This is a genomic window from Rhodococcus sp. NPDC056743 (genome assembly GCF_042790355.1).
GTDB lineage: Bacteria > Actinomycetota > Actinomycetes > Mycobacteriales > Mycobacteriaceae > Rhodococcus_F.
In genome coordinates this window covers 29,029-46,257 of sequence record NZ_JBHTZI010000004.1, presented here as the reverse complement: position 1 = coordinate 46,257, position 17,229 = coordinate 29,029, and the positions used below count along the sequence as shown (strand labels likewise).

14 protein-coding genes are annotated in these 17,229 nt (G+C 62.0%); 7 read left to right on the top strand and 7 right to left on the bottom strand.

Features of this window, described 5'->3' with window-relative positions:
• Positions 1-95: 95 nt before the first annotated feature.
• Complete coding sequence (locus ACFRFQ_RS10220) at positions 96-1,241, bottom strand: hypothetical protein (protein ID WP_378657388.1); 1,146 nt, start codon at positions 1,239-1,241, stop codon at positions 96-98.
• 243 nt (positions 1,242-1,484) lie between these two features.
• On the opposite strand from ACFRFQ_RS10220, the gene ACFRFQ_RS10215 reads away from it, so the two are divergent.
• The 3 genes from ACFRFQ_RS10215 to ACFRFQ_RS10205 all read left to right on the top strand — a co-directional run bounded on the left by ACFRFQ_RS10215 (position 1,485) and on the right by ACFRFQ_RS10205 (position 3,988).
• The gene (locus ACFRFQ_RS10215; protein WP_378656449.1) at positions 1,485-2,060 is read left to right on the top strand and encodes a TerD family protein; all 576 of its coding nucleotides are present in this window, start codon (positions 1,485-1,487) and stop codon (positions 2,058-2,060) included.
• Between the two features lie 140 nt (positions 2,061-2,200).
• On the top strand, positions 2,201-3,322 hold the full coding sequence (locus ACFRFQ_RS10210) for a DUF475 domain-containing protein (RefSeq protein ID WP_378656447.1): 1,122 nt from the start codon (positions 2,201-2,203) through the stop codon (positions 3,320-3,322).
• A 228-nt stretch (positions 3,323-3,550) separates the two neighbouring features.
• Complete coding sequence (locus tag ACFRFQ_RS10205) at positions 3,551-3,988, top strand: GNAT family N-acetyltransferase (RefSeq protein WP_378657385.1); 438 nt, start codon at positions 3,551-3,553, stop codon at positions 3,986-3,988.
• Here ACFRFQ_RS10205 and ACFRFQ_RS10200 read toward each other — a convergent pair whose 3' ends face one another.
• Positions 3,989-4,636, bottom strand: a complete 648-nt coding sequence (locus ACFRFQ_RS10200) for a TetR/AcrR family transcriptional regulator (protein ID WP_378656445.1) — start codon at positions 4,634-4,636, stop codon at positions 3,989-3,991.
• Between the two features lie 68 nt (positions 4,637-4,704).
• On the opposite strand from ACFRFQ_RS10200, the gene ACFRFQ_RS10195 reads away from it, so the two are divergent.
• The 3 genes from ACFRFQ_RS10195 (at position 4,705) to dszD (ending at position 6,940) form a co-directional block, all read left to right on the top strand.
• Complete coding sequence (locus tag ACFRFQ_RS10195; protein WP_378656443.1) at positions 4,705-5,808, top strand: hypothetical protein; 1,104 nt, start codon at positions 4,705-4,707, stop codon at positions 5,806-5,808.
• Between the two features lie 16 nt (positions 5,809-5,824).
• Positions 5,825-6,298: a YbaK/EbsC family protein gene (locus tag ACFRFQ_RS10190; RefSeq protein WP_378656441.1), complete on the top strand. Its 474-nt coding sequence runs from the start codon at positions 5,825-5,827 to the stop codon at positions 6,296-6,298.
• A gap of 72 nt (positions 6,299-6,370) precedes the next feature.
• Positions 6,371-6,940: an NADH:FMN oxidoreductase DszD gene (dszD, locus tag ACFRFQ_RS10185; protein WP_378656438.1), complete on the top strand. Its 570-nt coding sequence runs from the start codon at positions 6,371-6,373 to the stop codon at positions 6,938-6,940.
• Between the two features lie 51 nt (positions 6,941-6,991).
• Here the strand turns inward: dszD and ACFRFQ_RS10180 are convergent, their stop codons facing one another.
• The gene (locus tag ACFRFQ_RS10180; protein WP_378656435.1) at positions 6,992-8,437 is read right to left on the bottom strand and encodes an NAD-dependent succinate-semialdehyde dehydrogenase; all 1,446 of its coding nucleotides are present in this window, start codon (positions 8,435-8,437) and stop codon (positions 6,992-6,994) included.
• A 1-nt stretch (position 8,438) separates the two neighbouring features.
• A complete protein-coding gene (gabT, locus tag ACFRFQ_RS10175; protein ID WP_033236294.1) occupies positions 8,439-9,803 on the bottom strand; it encodes a 4-aminobutyrate--2-oxoglutarate transaminase in 1,365 nt (454 codons plus the stop codon).
• A 128-nt stretch (positions 9,804-9,931) separates the two neighbouring features.
• Here gabT and ACFRFQ_RS10170 point away from each other — a divergent pair, with 128 nt between their 5' ends.
• Positions 9,932-11,449 (top strand): PucR family transcriptional regulator, encoded by a 1,518-nt coding sequence (locus tag ACFRFQ_RS10170; RefSeq protein WP_378656433.1) that lies wholly within the window; start codon positions 9,932-9,934, stop codon positions 11,447-11,449.
• On the opposite strand, the gene ACFRFQ_RS10165 is transcribed toward ACFRFQ_RS10170, so the two are convergent.
• The 3 genes from ACFRFQ_RS10165 to ACFRFQ_RS10155 form a co-directional block, all read right to left on the bottom strand.
• On the bottom strand, positions 11,423-14,554 hold the full coding sequence (locus ACFRFQ_RS10165; protein ID WP_378656430.1) for an NAD-glutamate dehydrogenase domain-containing protein: 3,132 nt from the start codon (positions 14,552-14,554) through the stop codon (positions 11,423-11,425). The two genes, ACFRFQ_RS10170 and ACFRFQ_RS10165, sit on opposite strands and share 27 nt — an antisense overlap.
• Before the next feature lie 130 nt (positions 14,555-14,684).
• Positions 14,685-16,373, bottom strand: coding sequence for a flavin monoamine oxidase family protein (locus tag ACFRFQ_RS10160; protein WP_378656427.1), 1,689 nt, complete (start codon positions 16,371-16,373; stop codon positions 14,685-14,687).
• Complete coding sequence (locus ACFRFQ_RS10155; RefSeq protein WP_378656424.1) at positions 16,370-17,206, bottom strand: carbon-nitrogen hydrolase family protein; 837 nt, start codon at positions 17,204-17,206, stop codon at positions 16,370-16,372. The genes ACFRFQ_RS10160 and ACFRFQ_RS10155 overlap by 4 nt, the downstream gene beginning before the upstream one ends.
• Positions 17,207-17,229: the final 23 nt, after the last annotated feature.

The following is a 17,229-nucleotide window of genomic DNA, read 5'->3' as shown; positions in this document are numbered from 1 at the left end:
TGACCGATGGCAATTCCACGTTTCATTCCCCCACTTGATTTCGGGTGTAGATTCCGATCCCCCGATCGGCCCCGGCCTGCGTTTTCAGTTCCTGGTCAGCGTCTTCCTGCTTGCGTCCGCATCTTTTCGACGACTTCGGCGATGAACGCCGAAACCGAATCCAACTGCATGACATACGACCAGTAGTCCGGATGAGTTCCCGTCAGTGACGCGGCCGCCCGTTCGATCCGCGCCAATTGCGCATCGAGGACAGACCCCCATTCCGCCACCAAACCGTGATTGACGGCAAACATCTGCGCGTCTTTCAACCGAAAGCGGACCTGACGCTCTTTTTCTGTCGGATCCGCCCGAACTGCCCGAAGTGTTGTCAACCGATCCGTCACAGCATCGACGCAGGCTTCCGCTTCGGCAAGATGAACGCGCGCGTCTGCCATCAATGCCAACGCATGCTCCGGGTTACCCACGTCCAAAGCCTGCATTGCCTCGTTCAAATCGGCAGCGGCGTTATCGATATGTTCACGACTCCGACTGCTGTTGTTGACCAGATCAGCTGAACTCGCAGCATTGAACTCCCGAAGCAAAGCGGAATACGCAGGGTCGAGGCGGTCCACCCGCGTTCGCACCGCCGCCAGCCTTGTCGACACGGCAGACACCGTCGTCTGTGCATGTCGCTGCGTGGACGGTGCCTGCGCCAATGCTTCCGTGAGTGCTGCTGCCGCGGCGGTAACCCGCTCGGCTTCGACCCGGATTTCGTCTGCCCGTTCGCCGCGTTCCGCCCTGGCGAGCGCGGCCACAGCCGCGTCCAGATGCTCCGCCGACGCCACAACCGACGGATACTCGCAATAGCGCCGATCGGTATCACTCAACGCGCGGCGAGCGGCCTCGGCCGCTGTGCGCGCCTGCTGGCCGAGAACCGGAATCGTGGACATCGTCGCGGTGGCTTGCTCGAGGTGCGCGCGATTCCCGTTGTAGAACGCATCAATGCTTTGAGCCGCGGATACCAGCTCGGCCACCGACTTCTCGAAGGCCGCAGTGGCAGTGCGCGCGTCACGATGGAGAGCCTGGTCGTTCCCGTACTGCTCGCTCGTGGACAGATAGTTCGACACCGCCACGTAGCACTTGTCCCGAACCGGTTTCCAGGCCTCGCCCAGGCCACGCTCGGGAAACAGTTCTGTCGATGCTTTGACAGCAGCGGAAGCAATCGTCTGACGCTTGTCCATATCGAGAAACGCCGAGACCATCGCAGTCTGCGCCTCCCGCGCACGACTGATCGACTCCTCCACGCTCACCCCCCGATTGAAGCGCTCCGACCATCTGCCTACCACGATTGAATCCTACGGGGCCGACTGCTTGCGCTTCCGTTTCGATTTCCACTGTTACCGCAGCCACACCCGAAGTGCCGTTAGGGTGGAGGAGGTAAACACATTCCCAAGACGGCCAATCGTCGTCGCGGGTCATGTCTCTTCTCTTGAAAGGACCCCTGAATGGGCGTCAGCTTGACCAAAGGCGGCAATGTCTCTCTCACGAAGGAGGCCCCGAACCTGACCGCAGTGGTCGTCGGCCTGGGCTGGGACGCACGTTCCACCACCGGTGCAGCCTTCGACCTCGACGCCAGCGCAATCGCCGCAGGTGCAGACAAGAAGGTCGTCTCCGACCAGCACTTCATCTTCTTCAACAACCTGCGTTCGCCCGACGGCTCGATCGAGCACAAGGGTGACAACACCGACGGTGAAGGCGAAGGCGACGACGAGCAGATCGACGTCAACCTCGCTGCTGTCCCGGCCAACATCGAGAGCGTCATCTTCCCCGTCTCGATCTACGACGCAGAAGCACGCTCGCAGTCCTTCGGCCAGGTCCGCAACGCGTACATCCGCGTCGTCGACAAGTCCAACGGCAACGAGCTTGCCCGCTACGACCTGTCCGAGGACGCTTCCACCGAGACCGCAATGGTCTTCGGCGAGCTGTACCGCAACGGCGCCGAGTGGAAGTTCCGCGCTATCGGCCAGGGCTACGCCTCGGGCCTCGCGGGCATCGCACGCGACTACGGCGTCAACGTCTAAATAGTCGACCTTCCGTCGAGCTGACCAAAGGGAGAGTTCCGCAGTACGCTGTGGAACTCTCCCCGGCTTCGTTTCGATTGCGGTGAGATAACCGCTGCAGTAACCACTGCGCATTGACCAACTAGAAAGGGCCACGCTCCGTGGTACTGCGAATATTCGGTTTGTCCATCGGCATTTCGATCATCGCGATGATCGTCGCGTTCATCTACGGCGGCCCCGAGGCTCTCTTCCTCGTTGTCATCCTGTCAATTCTGGAAATTTCACTTTCCTTCGACAACGCCGTCATCAATGCCACCGTTCTGCGAAGAATGAGCGATTTCTGGCAGAAGATCTTCCTCACCGTCGGCATCGTCATCGCGGTGTTCGGTATGCGTCTGGTGTTCCCGCTTGTCATCGTGTGGGCGGCGTCGGGCCTCGGTCCGATCGCGGCACTCGACCTCGCGCTGAACCCGCCGGCCGACGACGCCGCGTACTTCCCCAACGGCGATCCGAGCTACGAAACACTGATTACCGACGCCCACCCGACCATCGCGGCATTCGGTGGCATGTTCCTGCTGATGCTGTTCCTCGGCTTCATCTTCGAAGAGCGTGAGATCACCTGGCTGTCCTGGCTCGAGAGGCCGCTTGCGCGTATCGGCAAGCTGGATCAGCTCTCCGTAGTCGTTGCCGGTCTCATCCTGGTCCTGGCAGGTTCGTTCCTTGCCGCAGACGACAAAGTCACGACGGTCATGATCTCCGGTGTACTCGGCATGATCACGTACATCGCCGTCAACGGATTGGGTGAACTCTTCAACCTGCCCGAAGAGGGCGAAGATGAAGAGAGCGCCAAGTCCGGCGGCCCCTCCGAGCTGGTCAAGGCGACTGGTAAGGCCGGGTTCTTCCTGTTCCTGTACCTCGAGGTTCTCGACGCGTCCTTCTCCTTCGACGGCGTAATCGGCGCATTTGCCATCACCTCGGACCCGATCATCATCGCTCTCGGCCTCGGCTTTGTCGGCGCGATGTTCGTCCGCTCCATCACCGTCTTCCTCGTCCGCAAGGGCACGCTGTCCGATTACGTCTACCTCGAGCACGGTGCTCACTGGGCCATCGGCGCTCTGGCAATCATCCTGATGGTGTCCATCGGTGTTCACATCAACGAGATCATCACCGGCCTTGTCGGTGTCGTCTTGATCGGCGCAGCGTTTATCAGCAGCATTATCCGAAACAAGCGGATCGCGAATGAAGATCCGAAACTCGACGAGAACACTCCAGCCACAGTCTGATTATGTTCGTAGAACGCCCGCGGCCGATTCCGGTCGCGGGCGTTTTATTCGTTATGCCCGAATTGAAACTTTCTGCAGTTACAGCCGCAGGGCAATTGTTCAGCCGCGCGCCAGACTTCGCCTGCGGATGAACAATCAGCGCGCGGGAACGAAGACCCGGCGGGTTACGTGCAGTTGCCGCCGCTGAACATCACCGTCTGCGACTGAACGGCGATACTGGCTTACGTGATGAACATTCGCGTCGCAGCACAGGCAGACTTGCCGTTCTTACACGAGAACGACTCACACATCACAGCCGTCGAACTCGCGTCCGTGGTCGAACGCGGCCGGATTCTGATCGCCGAGCACAACGACGCCCCAATCGGATGGCTCCGCTGGGGATTGTTCTGGGACGAGATTCCGTTCATGAACATGCTCACCGTTTTGCCTTCGGACCGCGGCCAGGGCACCGGGCGAGCCTTGGTCGAATATTGGGAAACCGATATGCGCCATGCGGGCTATTCGAGCGTTCTCACCTCCACACTCGCGGACGAATCAGCCCAGAACTTTTATCGCACGATGGGATACGCCGACGCCGGAGTCTTGTTGCTCCCGGGTGAATCCTCCGAAATCTTCCTGCGCCGAGAACTCGAGACGGCGCCCGATCCCCACCTTGCTCGTCAGTAATTATCCGGTGGCCGTGGGCAGTCCCGCCCGCGCGACCGCACCGGCGAAGAGAGCGGTCACTGCGGCGCCCATTGCCTGTTGATCGACTTCTTCCGGGTCGACGGAGTGTTCGAGTACCAATCCGGATATCAAGGCCATCAACGAGATTGCCGTAGTTCGCACGTCGAAGGCATCCTCGACGCCCCATTCACTGGCACGCGCACCGATCAATTCCACCAGTTGACTTCGCAGGTGCCGACGCTCTCGGAGGTATGCCTGGGCAATCTGGGGGTCACGCCCGGCCAGGACTCCGAATTCGAGGACGAGCAGCAACCAGCCAGGGTTGCCCGCCATCCACGACGCGATCGCTTCGCCACTTTTACCGGCAGCATCGGTGGGGCTCATACCCGCGATCTCGGCAAGTACCCGCCCGGCAAGTTCGAGAGACCGTTGCGCAAAAAGTTCGGCAAACAGATCTTGTTTGGATTCGAAGTTGGAGTAGACGGCTCCCTTCGTAAAGCCCGCTCGGCGGGCCACTTCGGTGAGACGTGCAGCACTGAATCCTTGCTCCGCAAATTCTTCCGCTGCAGCGTCGAGCAGTCTTTGCCGCACAACGTCGCGGCCGGGGCGGGGTGCCGGCACGAAGTCCGGTTGACGGGATTCAGTCACGATACCTAGAGTATTCAATACCTCGGGTATTGACAAGCTCTTTACTTTCGACAAGATCAGGACTCATCGTGACCACAACGCATCCGGCACACGCCGCACCCGAAACTCCCACACCTCAGCACGAACACCCCAGCGACAACCTGCTGGCCAAATACGGCGCACCGAAAGTCATGGTGGCGCTGTTCGTCGGCATGATCCTGCTGCAGATGGGCTTCATCCTCAGCTACGTCGCCGCGTTTCATCAGCCGACGCCCCGTGACATCGAAATCGTGGTCATCGCAGATCAAGGCACTCCAGCCGGCATGGATCAGCAGATCGCCGACAAGCTCAACGCCATCGACGGCAGCCCCCTCGACGCCCGTGTAGTCGACAGCACCGCCGTAGCGCGTCGGATGCTTCACGATCGCGAGATCCAGGGAGCGTTTGTCATCAATCCGGCCGGCGCCGACACCCTGATCACCGCCAGCGCGGGCGGCAGTTCCATTGCGACGTCGCTCGAATCGATCTTTGCCCAGGTCGAGGGCAGCCAGAACCGCGAGTTCGTGGTGCGCGACGAGATTCCGGTGGGCGCTCACGACAACCGCGGCCTGTCCGGCTTCTACCTCTCGATCGGCTGGGTTGTCGGCGGCTACCTCTTTGCCGCCGCAATCGGCCTGTTCATCGGTGCACCGAAGACACTTCGTCAGGCAGCGGCGCACACCGGCGTGATCGCGGTGTACTCGGTGATATCCGGAGCACTGGGCGCACTCATCACGTCACACGTTCTCGGAACCTTTGCCGGACACTGGCTCCCGCTCTCCCTGCTGGGCAGTGCTGTCGTGTTCGGTACCGCAATGTTCACGGTCGGACTCCGTGCGGCAATCGGCGTCCTCGCCGTTCCGTTGGCGATCGCAGTGTTTGTTATCCTCGGCAATCCCAGTGCCGGAGGCGCTTTCGGCTCGAATGTGCTCCCATCGTTCTATGCCGCGATCGGTCGGTGGATCACTCCGGGTGCGGGCACCGAGGGTGTTCGAAGCATCGTGTACTTCGGCAACGTCGGAATCGGCCAGCCCGTACTGACGCTTTTCCTGTACGCCGTGGTCGGGGCCGCCATGTTGTTCGGATTTACAATCAGGAAGAACCGAAAGTCAGCCGACACAACGCCCACTCCGGCTGTGACAATCGCCGACTAGACCTACTCTTGAATTCATGACGAGCCTCCTCCACCCCAACGCCTCGCACGTCGCCGAAACCCTGATCGCTCGCGGCCATCACGGCGTCATCGTCACGCAAGCCGACGCGACGCACACTGCCGAGGAAGCAGCGGCAGCCGTCGGGGTGGAGGTGGGCGCAATCACCAAGTCACTCGTCTTCCTACTCGACGACGATCCGGTGTTGTTGCTGGTCTCAGGCGCACATCAGGTCAACCTGCAGGCGACGGGTGAGCGCCTCGAGGGCAAACTGACGCGCGCTCCGCTGGAGATGGTCAAAGCCGCAACCGGCCAACCTATCGGCGGAATTGCGCCGCTCGGGCATCCCACGAATCTGCCGACCTATGTCGATACCGCACTCGAGCAGTACCCGATCCTGTGGGCCGCGGCGGGCCATCCGAACACGGTCTTCCGCACGACGTATCCGGAACTGCTGCGGATAACGGCGGGCCTTGCCATAGAGATGGACTAGATACGGACCAGGTAAGGGCGGACTCGCGCTTATAGTGGGCGAAAGACCATATTTCCCACCGGAGAGTCCCCGTTGTCTGACACGCCGAACGATATTTCCAACTCAACCACACCCGAAGCGGTCGCCACGCCCGAGTTGTCCACCGGCATCTGCGCCGCCGACTACCGCGCAGCACTCGGCCGTCACCCTGCGGGAGTCACTGTTGTCACCCTCGACTCCGGCACCGGACCGGTAGGTTTCACGGCCACCTCGTTCTCCTCGCTCTCACTCGAACCGCCGCTCGTGTCGTTCAACATCGCGGAGACGTCGTCGAGCATCACCGCCTTGAAGGCCGCAAAGTCCTTGGTCATTCATCTGCTCGGTGAGCACCAACAGCATCTCGCGCAGCGCTTTGCACGCAGCGCCGATCAGCGTTTTGCCGATCAATCGCTCTGGGCCGTCCTCGATACCGGCGAACCGGTACTGCACGGCACGCCCAGTTGGATGCGGGTCACCGTCGATCAGTTGATTCCGGTGGGCGACCACACCCTTGTTGTCGGGCTTGTCACCCGAGTCCACGCCGACGAGGACGACGATTCCGCTGCGGCACCGCTGCTGTATCACGAGGGTAAGTACTACCGCCCGACGCCGTTGGGGCAATAGCTACTGTGCGCCTTTATTAACCGCCCGCGGTTAACAAAGGCGCACAGCAAGTTACAGCGCTACGTACTTGGTATCGAGGTACTCGTCGATACCTTCGGTTCCGCCTTCGCGGCCGAAGCCCGATTCCTTGACACCACCGAACGGTGCTGCGGCGTCGGAGATGGCGCCGCGGTTGACGCCGACCATGCCGGTGGCAAGCTTCGCCGAGACACGCATCGCGCGATCGATGTCGCGGGTGTAGAAGTACGCGACAAGGCCGAACTCGGTGTTGTTGGCTGCGGCGACGGCTTCTTCTTCGGTGTCGAAACCGACTACGGCTGCAACAGGTCCGAAGATTTCTTCCTTCAGCAGGCGCGCGTCAGCGGGAACCTGATCGAGGACCGTCGGGGTGAAGAAGAATCCGGGGCCTTCGGGTGCCGATCCACCGGTGCGCACGCGAGCACCCTTGGACACGGCGTCGTCGACGAGTCCGGTAACGGTGGCGAGCTGCTTGGCGTTGATCAGCGGTCCGATGTTGGTGCCCTCGGCGTCGCCGGCGCCCACCTTCAAGGCTGCAACCTTGGCGGTGAACTTGTCGGTGAACTCTTCGCGGACCGAGTTGGCAACGTAAATACGGTTGGCTGCGGTGCAGGCCTCACCGCCGTTGCGCATCTTGGCGAGCATCGCGCCGTCGACAGCTGCATCGATGTCGGCGTCGTCGAAGACGATGAACGGAGCGTTGCCACCGAGTTCCATGGACGTGCGAAGCAGCTTGTCAGCAGCATTGCGCACCAAGAGCTTTCCGACGCCAGTGGAGCCGGTGAAGGTGACCTTGCGCAGTCGCGCGTCTTCCATCAGCGGTCCACTGATGGCTGCGGCGTCGGAGGTCGGGAGGATCGAGAGCACACCGTCAGGCAGACCGGCATCGGCAAATACCTGGCCGAGAAGCTGCATGGTGAGCGGAGTGTCCTCGGCCGGCTTGACGATGATGGTGCAGCCGGCAGCGAGCGCCGGTCCGATCTTGCGGGTGCCCATGGCCAACGGAAAGTTCCACGGCGTGATCGCCAGAACCGGTCCGACGGCTTCCTTGGTGACGAGAATACGACCGTTGCCGGCCGGAGCCTGCGTGAAGCGTCCACCGATGCGGACGGCTTCCTCGCTGAACCAGCGCAGGAATTCGCCGCCGTAGTTGACCTCACCGCGGCTCTCGGCCAACGACTTACCCATTTCCAGGGTCATCATCAGCGCGAAGTCCTCGGCGCGGGCGTGCAACAGCTCGAATGCGCGGCGCAGGATCTCGCCACGAGTACGAGCGGGCGTTGCGGCCCAATCATCTTGTGCCGCAGCAGCGAGATCGAGGGCACGGATACCGTCGGCTGCCGTGGCGTCGGCTACCTGCGCCAACTCTTCGCCGGTTGCCGGGTTGTAGACCGCGAAGGTCTTCTCGGCCGGGGTGAGCTTGCCGCCCAGCCAGAGACCTTGGGGTAGCGAATCGAGAAGTTCCGAGACGTTCGACATGTCAGTTCTCCTGTGCTGCAGTGCGAATAGCAGACTCGAGGACGGTAAGGGCGTCGTCGAGCAGCTCTTCGGAAATGACCAACGGAGGGAGTAGACGAATGACGTTACCGTAGGTGCCGCACGTGAGGATCACAACGCCCGCCGCAAGGCACGCAGCTGCGATTGCCTTCGTGATGTCGGCGTCCGGCTCCTGTCCGCCGGGCTTGACCAGCTCGATGGCGAGCATGGCACCGCGTCCGCGAACATCTCCGATGACGTCGAGTTCCTTTGCCAGCGCGTTCATTCGGCCGACGACGGTGGTCTCGATGGTGCGGGCTCGACCACAGAGGTCCAGCTCATGCATCTGGTCGATGGATGCCAGCGCCGCGGCGCAGGCGACGGGGTTACCGCCGTAGGTGCCACCGAGGCCGCCCGGGTGGACTGCGTCGATCAGGTCGGCCCGGCCGGTGACGGCTGCGAGCGGCATACCGCCGGCAATGCCCTTGGCAAGCGTAACCAGGTCCGGGACGATTCCCTCGTGGTCGCTGGCGAACCAGGCGCCGGTACGAGCAAATCCTGCCTGGACCTCGTCGGCGATGAAGACGACGCCGTTCTCCTTGGCCCAGGCGACGAGCGTCGGCAGGAATCCTTCTGCGGGAACGATGAATCCGCCCTCACCCTGGATGGGTTCGATGAGGATGGCTGCCGTGTTGGACGCGCCGATCTGCTTCTCGATCATCGTGATGGCGCGCTGCGCTGCCTGCTCACCGGTGATCTTCGAACCGTCGACGTTCAGTCCCTCGCGGTACGGGTAGGACATCGGAACGCGGTATACCTCGGGAGCAAAGGGACCGAAGCCGCTCTTGTACGGCATCGACTTCGCCGTCAGTGCCATCGTGAGGTTGGTGCGGCCGTGGTACGCGTGATCGAACACCACAACGGCGTCGCGACCCGTTGCGTGACGAGCGATCTTGACGGCGTTCTCGACGGCTTCGGCGCCGGAGTTGAACAGCACGGAACGCTTCTCGTGGTCACCGGGGGTGAGTTCGGCGAGGCGCTCGGCTACCTCGATGTAGCCCTCGTACGGAGCGACCATGAAACAGGTGTGAGTGAAGTGCGCAACCTGATCCTGAACTGCGGCGACAACGGCGGGGTTGGACGCACCGACGCTGGTCACGGCGATACCGGCACCGAGATCGACGAGCGAGTTGCCGTCGACGTCGACGATCACTCCGCCGTCCGCGTCGGCAACGTAGACCGGAAGGGTGGACGCGACGCCGGCGCCGACAACCTTCTTACGACGCTCTGCGAGCGCAGCCGAGCGCGGGCCCGGGAACTCCGTGACGATGCGACGTTCCTGCGGAAGCCGGTATTCGATTGCACTCATGTGACCACCCTCTCGGTTGTGTATTGCATTCGAGTATGCGACGCGCGAGCACCGTCGAGCAGTGCCGAAATGGATATCTACCTACTCAGGCCTACTCCATATCGGCACGTCCCGCTAGCCTTGAACTCGTGACAGTTCCGATTTCCTGGCTTCTGCGACAGAAACACCTGTCGCTGACACTGCTGACCGACTCGTCATCATCCGCCCAGCCGGTCACGTTTGCGCAGGCCACAGAACTGACGGATCCAACTCCGTGGCTCTCGGGCGGTGAACTGGTCCTCACCACCGGGCTTGCCTTCGTGGGGGCGACCGCCACTGATTTTGCGGATTACGTCGATCGTTTGGCCGCGGCGGAAGTATCGGCATTGGGGTTCGGAACGGGACTTTCTCACAAGGAGGTCCCGGCGGAGCTTCTCGCAGCTGCCCGTAGTCGCGGGCTCCCTCTGCTCGAGGTTCCGTTCACCACCCCGTTCGCGGCAGTCACCCGCGCCGTCATGACTCGGCTGAGTCAGCAGGAGTACGAGTCCGTCTTGCGTGCCGCAGAAGTGCAGACACGTATCACCCGGGTCGCGCTGCGCGGCGGTGTTTCCGCAATCGTGCGCGAACTGGCTACGGCGACAAAGAATTCGGTTGCGTTTGTCGGCGACCGCATCACTGCCGTACATCCGGCGAATCAGAAGTCGCTGATCGCGGAGGTGCGTGCCGTAGCCGCGACCACTCGTGACCCCAATGCTCCGGCATCTATTTCACAGAGCACGCCCGAGCGGACGCTCACGCTCTCCCCGGTCGGGGTGACCGACAGTTGGCACGGCTACCTTGCACTGGCCGGCTCGAAGCCGCTGAGCAACATCGACAGAGTGCTTCTCGGACATGCCGTTTCACTGCTGACCCTCGAACTCGAGAAACCAGTGCGACTGCGGGCGGAGCGGTCCAAACTGAACTCCACGGCATTGGGACTGCTACTCGACGGACGAATCGCCGAAGATGCTGTGCCCTCGTATCTCGACGAAGCCAGCGACACCACCGGATTGGTACGCGTCGTCCACATTCGCGGACCAGCGCTGGGTCCAGTTCTACGTGAACTGGACGGCGCACTGGCACGCGCGGGAAGACCTCTTTTTGCCCAGGCAGAAAACGGCGCGCTCACCGTGCTGCTTCGCGGCAGCGATACCGTCGACACCGCACAGGCCCTTCTGACGCAATTGACTCCGAGCGAATCCAAAGCGGTTCGCGCCGGAATCAGCCCGCCGCACCCGATCCTCGACGCTTCGCGCGCACTCGTGCAAGCACGCGCCGCAGCCAACCTCACAACAGCAACAGCGCGCATTCTCGAATTCGATGCACTGACCGGATCGACGATTCTTGCGTCCGAACCTGCACGGGAAGCACTCGTTGCCATGGCCGCCACCACGATTCCCGTACTGACCGAACACGACGACAAACACGGAACGGCACTCACGATATCGCTTCGCGCTTACCTCGAGGCCAACGGCCAATGGGAATCTGCCGCATCCGAACTCGGCATCCACCGGCACACCCTCCGAGGTCGCATCACCCGCGTCGAAGAACTCTTGCGATGCGACCTCGGTGAGGCCAGGGTCAGAGCTGAACTATTGCTGTCACTGCTCGCGTGGGAGAGCCGCTGACAGAAATGACGTCGCTCCGCGGATCAGCAGTTCGAGTTCGGCGTCGACGGTGCACAGTTTTGCGGTGTCGAACGCTCCACTTCGACGCGCATGCGACAACAGAGACGTAAATCGCTGTACAGAAACAGCATTGACACTCGACCACCGCTGCACCACACCGTCACGATCGTCGTCGAGGGCCCCTGACACAAGATCCGCAAATCGCGTTGTCAGTCGGGCGTGAACAGCAGCGCCGCCCATGACCTCCCAGTGCGAAGCTCCGACGGCAACGTCGACGCCACCGAGCACATCACTCAGATCGAGCTCTGCGACGAGCTCGCGGTAGACGGTAGCGGCCGCCTGGACCGACGTATTCTCCTGCAGTGCAAGGTCGGCCAATGCCAACGCTCCGAACGACACCTCGATGCGTTCACTCGAGGTCAGCCCGGCGGTGAGTTCACGCACCGGCCCCGCCCATCGATCAATGTCTGCCCGTGGGTTCACGGCAAAGCGTCCGGCGGCCCCTGGCCGTCGCAGCACCCAACTCATTTCCGACTCGAGCAACTGTTGCAGGCGATCGAGAGCCTGAAGTTGTTCGGCAGCATCAAGATCGGAGTTCAGAATGTCGCGGCGAAGATCCTCAGTGCCGAGCACTTCGCTGACCACCGCATAGGCCAACGACGCTTCCGGACTACGCACACCCAGGTGTTCTTCCAGCCTGAAAAGTACCCCCGGCCCAACGCGGTTGACCAGTTCATCGACTACCGAGGTGATGATGATGTCACGTCCGAGTCGGTGCGCCTTCACAGCTTCAGGCGCCGCCTGAACTACCGACGGCGGGAAGTACTGCGTCAGCCGGTCCGCAAAGATCTTGTTGTCGGGGGCATCCGAAGCGCCCAGCTCGGCGGTCAGCACATTCTTCGACTGAGCAACCAGCACAGCAAGTTCGGGACGAAGCAGCCCCTGACCTGCCCGCGACCTTGCAGCAAGCGCCTTGGCGTCCGGAAGCGATTCCTCGAGGCGTTTCATCGCGCCGGCGGCAATCAGATTCTCGATCAGTCGCTCGTGCTGGTCGAGAAGTGCCGGCGCTCGATGCTCGGCCAGGCTGATGGCCAGGGTTTGATCTTCACTGGCTTTCAGCACCGACGCGGCGACCTCGTCCTGCGCTGACGCCAGAAGCGCATTTCGTGCGCCGGAATCCAACTCCGCCAGAGCGATCTTGATGTTGACCTCACGGTCCGACGTGGCAACCCCTGCCGCGTTGTCGATGAAGTCTGCGTTGATTCGTCCACCGCCTGCGGCGTATTCGATCCGCGCACGCTGCGTGAAACCGAGGTTGCCGCCCTCCCCCACCACGGCGGCACGCAATTCGTCCGCGCTGACACGAACACCGTCGTTGGACGGATCGGCCGCGTCGACGTTGCTCTCGGCCGACGCCTTCACGTAGGTGCCGACGCCCCCGTTCCATAGCAGCTCTACCGGGGCGCACAGGATCGCCCGGATCAATTCCTGCGGGGTGAGCTTCTCCTCGGTGATTCCGAGTGCGTCACGTGCCTCACGAGGAAGGCTGATGGACTTTGCGCTGCGCGGCCAGACGCCGCCGCCCGGAGACATCACCGTGCGATCGAAGTCGTCCCAGGACGAGCGCGGCACCGTGAAGAGGCGGGCGCGTTCGCGCAGCGTCGCCTCCATGTCGGGGTTCGGGTCGATGAAGATGTGGCGGTGGTCGAACGCGGCAACCAGACGGATCTTGTGCGAGAGCAACATTCCGTTGCCGAACACGTCGCCGGACATGTCGCCGATCCCCGCGACGGTGAAGGGATCGGTGTCGACGTCCACGCCACGTTCGGCAAAATGGCGTCGCACTGCCACCCATGCGCCGCGGGCGGTGATACCCATGGCCTTGTGGTCGTAGCCGGCGCTGCCACCCGACGCAAAAGCGTCGCCGAGCCAGAAACCGCGCTCGATCGCTATACCGTTCGCGACGTCGGAGAACCTAGCGGTTCCCTTGTCCGCTGCCACAACAAGATACGAGTCTTCACCGTCGTAGGCGATCACTTCCGCCGGGTGTACTGCCGAGCCGTCGACGATGTTGTCCACGACGTCGAGCAGTCCGCGAATGAACGTACTGTACGAGTCCTGCACCTGGGCCGGGGTGGGCGTGGATGTTCCGCGCACGACAAAAGCGCCCTTGGCTCCGGTCGGAACGATGGGCGAATTCTTCACGCTCTGGGTTTTCATCAGGCTCAAGGCCTCGGTGCGGAAGTCCTCGAAGCGATCGGACCATCGCAGGCCGCCACGTGCTACCGACGAGCTACGCAGGTGAACGCCCTCGACGTTGGGTGCGCTGACGTAGATCTCACGGAACGGAACGGTTTTCTGCGGCGTCGACAGAAGCTTCGAATCGATCTTGAACGACGCGTACGGCAGCGGATTGCCGGCGTCGTCACTCAGGTACCAGTTGGTGCGCAACGTTGCTTGAAGAAATGAGCGAACTCCGCGAAGTACCCGGTCTTCGTCGAGAGTGTCTGCCCGCTCGACCGACTCGTCGATCGCGGCAACCGCGGCGGCGACCGCCGCACCGCGTTCGAGCACGACGGGGTCGAATCGCGCAGTGAACAGTCCGAGCGCCGCACGAACGAAAACGGGCTTCGCTGCCAGCACGCCCACCACGTAGCCTTCGGACAGCCCGATCCGTGCCTGCGCGAGGAACCGGCACGCCGCGCGGAGCAGCTCTGCGTCGCGCCACGTGATGTCGGCTCGGCCGATCAGGCTGGAAAAGTTGTCCATCCGGGTCCTACCGGCGACAACAGCTTCGAAAGCCGCGGCCATCTTCTCGAGGGCACCGCCGTCGAAGGCACAGGGTTCGAAGGTGAAATGATGCGCCGATCCGAGAACTGTCGGAAGAGGGCGGTGCGTGGACACTCGAAGCCCGAGGGATTCGAAGTTCTCGCACAGATCGGAGAGGGAGGGCTCGCCGGAAGGCCACAGCACCACGCCGGTCAGTTCGTCGCCCTGACGGAAAACCAGTCGTTGCCCCGCTGCTGCCAACTCGGCAACCAGTCCCAACGCTGGATCCGCTGAGTCTGCGAATTCTGACTTGGTTGCCGTTGATGTGCTCGCCATTGAACACCCTCCTGGAAAGTATTGGATCCGAACACTTTCCAGTGTTACGTGCATCACCGCGAAAAGTTCGTGCCCAATCGGAGTGCTAACCCTCCCCCGGCACGACAATCCGGCAGTTGCACATCTCGGGTCAGTCTCCCAGCCGGATCGGCGCCAGATCTGCAAAGACGTCTCCCGGGCCCGGATTCCCGGACGGTGTAGAACCGCCGAGATGGTGGACGACGCCCCAGACGGCGTTGATCGCCGTCTGGATCGCGCCTTCCGCCCAGCCCGCCGTCCAGGAGATGTCGTCGCCCGCGAGGAAGATTCCGCGATGACGCGGTTCGAGGTCACTTTGCACGAAGTGCGAAAACAGCCGTTCCTGGTACCGGTAATGCCCGGGCAGATTCGCCTTGAAAGCACCCATGAAGTCACGTTCGGTTTCCCAGGACAGCGTAACCGGACTGGAGATGACGTGACTCCGGAAATCGACGCCGGGATAGATCTCTTCCAATGAGCGCAACATGATCTCCATGCGCTCGGTAGCGTTCAGTGCCAACAACTTCAACGAATCGTCCGACCACGTGTACGACAGACAGATCACGCCGGGTTTCCCTTCCCCCTGATCAAGGAGGTATGTGCCGCGACTCATGCGGTCGGTCAGTGTCATCGACACCGAATCGCGACCGGTCTCGGGATCCTTGTCCTTCCAGAACGGACGATCGACGAGCACGAACACCTTGGTCGAGCCCATGTAATGCGTTCGTTCGATTGCAGTCCAGTGATCAATCGGGAACAGATCGTCGGCGCAGCGAATGTTGTTGAGAAGCATCCAACTCTGCACGGTGACAACGGCGCTCGCATATGTTCGAATGAAACCTTCGGCATCGACCACCGTGAAACGACGAGGTTCGGTGCGTCGTAGTTCAGTGACACGCGGCCGGGTTCTTCCGCCGTTCAGCGAAGACACCGTTGTGCCGGCCGGCCAGTGCTTCATCCGCGCTGGAGAACGGTTCCACAGTCGCAACGGCAACTGCTGCGACCCACCGACGATCCCACGGTGATCGTCATCGGCTGCTGTGATGACCACACGCAGGATCTCGAGGATCGAATTGGGATAGTCGGTGTCCCAGCCACCGGTACCAAAACCGACCTGGCCGAACACTTCCCGCATGTGAAAAGACTTGAAGTGCTCCGACGCGGCAAGGAATCCGTAGAACGTCTGGTCGTCGTAACGCACCACCAGGTCGTTCCAGATCCGCTTGATCTCGGCGGTATCGCGGTCCCGAATTGCCTGCTGCATCGGAATCAAGTCGGCACTCTCTTCAAGAGTGCGCGCCCACGCCTGTGCGACCTCCGTGAAGATCGGCGGCAAGTCCTCGAGTGTGTGTGCATAGTGGCTCTCGCCCTTGAGATCGATGACGGTGCTCGGCGTGACTTCCGCCAGCGGATTGGGGAACTCCTCGGTCCCCAGTCCCATCTCGCCGAGGTAGTGGAACAACGTTGTCGACGACGGCGGGAAGCGCATCGCACCCATCTCCGCGACCACGCCTGGATACCCGTCGAATTCGACCGACCGCATTCGGCCGCCAATCTGATCTGCCTCGTAGACAACCGGTTTGAGTCCGATCCTGAGCAGCTCGTAGGCGGCAATCATACCGGCCAGCCCGCCGCCGATCACCGCGATTTCGGTACCGAATGCGACATCGGGCACCGAACCCAACCCAGCCGGGTCTGACACGTAATCGTCGTATGCAAAGGGAAAGTCGGGGCCGAACATCGTCAGCGGAGGCAGCGGCCCAGGTTCGGAGGAACTGTCCGGAGCTACGGGAATGGTCATCGACGGCCCTCTCGGCGGGAACGATAAGCGGGGTACAGATCGAGTCGACGATCGTCGAGATGTGTATTGACGGAACGTGATCGAGCCACCTCGGCAGCGGAGACATCGGCAAAGATCAGTTCCTGCTCCGCACCCGCTCGGGCCAGTTCCCGGCCGGTCGGATCGATCGCGCACGACAATCCACAGTAGGTGAGCTCGGACTCCGAACCACAGCGATTGACGTAGGTGACAAACATCTGGCTCTCGTAGGCGCGGGCCGGAACAACTTGCTGTGCAATGTGTTCGAACGGCGCCATCAACCCGGTGGGCACGATCAACCACTGCGTACCGGCATCAGCGTGTGCACGAACAGCTTCGGGAAATTCGACGTCGTAGCAGGTCAACAGACCACACCGGATTCCGTCGAGATCGAATCCGGCCACCAAAGTGTCTCCGGGCGTGAAATTCTCACGATCGAGTGCCCCGAAGAGATGCGTCTTGCGGTAGTTGGCAAGTGAGAATCCATCGCGCCCTATTACCTGGACACTGTTGTAGACATCGCCGTCGGAGAGTTCGGGATAGCCGTAGACGATGGCAATGCCCGCGCTCACTGCCACCGCCGCGACGGCGTCGAAAATCGGTCCGTCCGCCACTTCCGCGCGCGCTCGGAGCAATCCGCCGATGTTGTACCCCGTTGCGGACATCTCCGGCGTCACCAGGATCGATGCACCGGACGCTGCCGCTACGTGTGCTGCCTCCCCGATCGCCTCCAGATTGGACTGCACCGACGCAACGGCGTCTTTCGCTGTGAGCGGGCCCTGAAACAGTCCGACACGGAGGGAATCGACATTCATCGTGCACTCCTCGAGAAGTTCCG

Excerpts from the sequence above, each read along its gene's own strand:
- ACFRFQ_RS10220 (WP_378657388.1), bottom strand. The coding sequence starts at position 1,241 with ATGGTCTCGGCGTTTCTCGATATGGACAAGCGTCAGACGATTGCTTCC.
- ACFRFQ_RS10215 (WP_378656449.1), top strand. The coding sequence starts at position 1,485 with ATGGGCGTCAGCTTGACCAAAGGCGGCAATGTCTCTCTCACGAAGGAG.
- ACFRFQ_RS10205 (WP_378657385.1), top strand. The coding sequence starts at position 3,551 with ATGAACATTCGCGTCGCAGCACAGGCAGACTTGCCGTTCTTACACGAG.
- ACFRFQ_RS10190 (WP_378656441.1), top strand. The coding sequence starts at position 5,825 with ATGACGAGCCTCCTCCACCCCAACGCCTCGCACGTCGCCGAAACCCTG.
- ACFRFQ_RS10180 (WP_378656435.1), bottom strand. The coding sequence starts at position 8,437 with ATGTCGAACGTCTCGGAACTTCTCGATTCGCTACCCCAAGGTCTCTGG.
- gabT (WP_033236294.1), bottom strand. The coding sequence starts at position 9,803 with ATGAGTGCAATCGAATACCGGCTTCCGCAGGAACGTCGCATCGTCACG.
- ACFRFQ_RS10165 (WP_378656430.1), bottom strand. The coding sequence starts at position 14,554 with ATGGCGAGCACATCAACGGCAACCAAGTCAGAATTCGCAGACTCAGCG.
- ACFRFQ_RS10160 (WP_378656427.1), bottom strand. The coding sequence starts at position 16,373 with ATGACCATTCCCGTAGCTCCGGACAGTTCCTCCGAACCTGGGCCGCTG.
- ACFRFQ_RS10155 (WP_378656424.1), bottom strand. The coding sequence starts at position 17,206 with ATGAATGTCGATTCCCTCCGTGTCGGACTGTTTCAGGGCCCGCTCACA.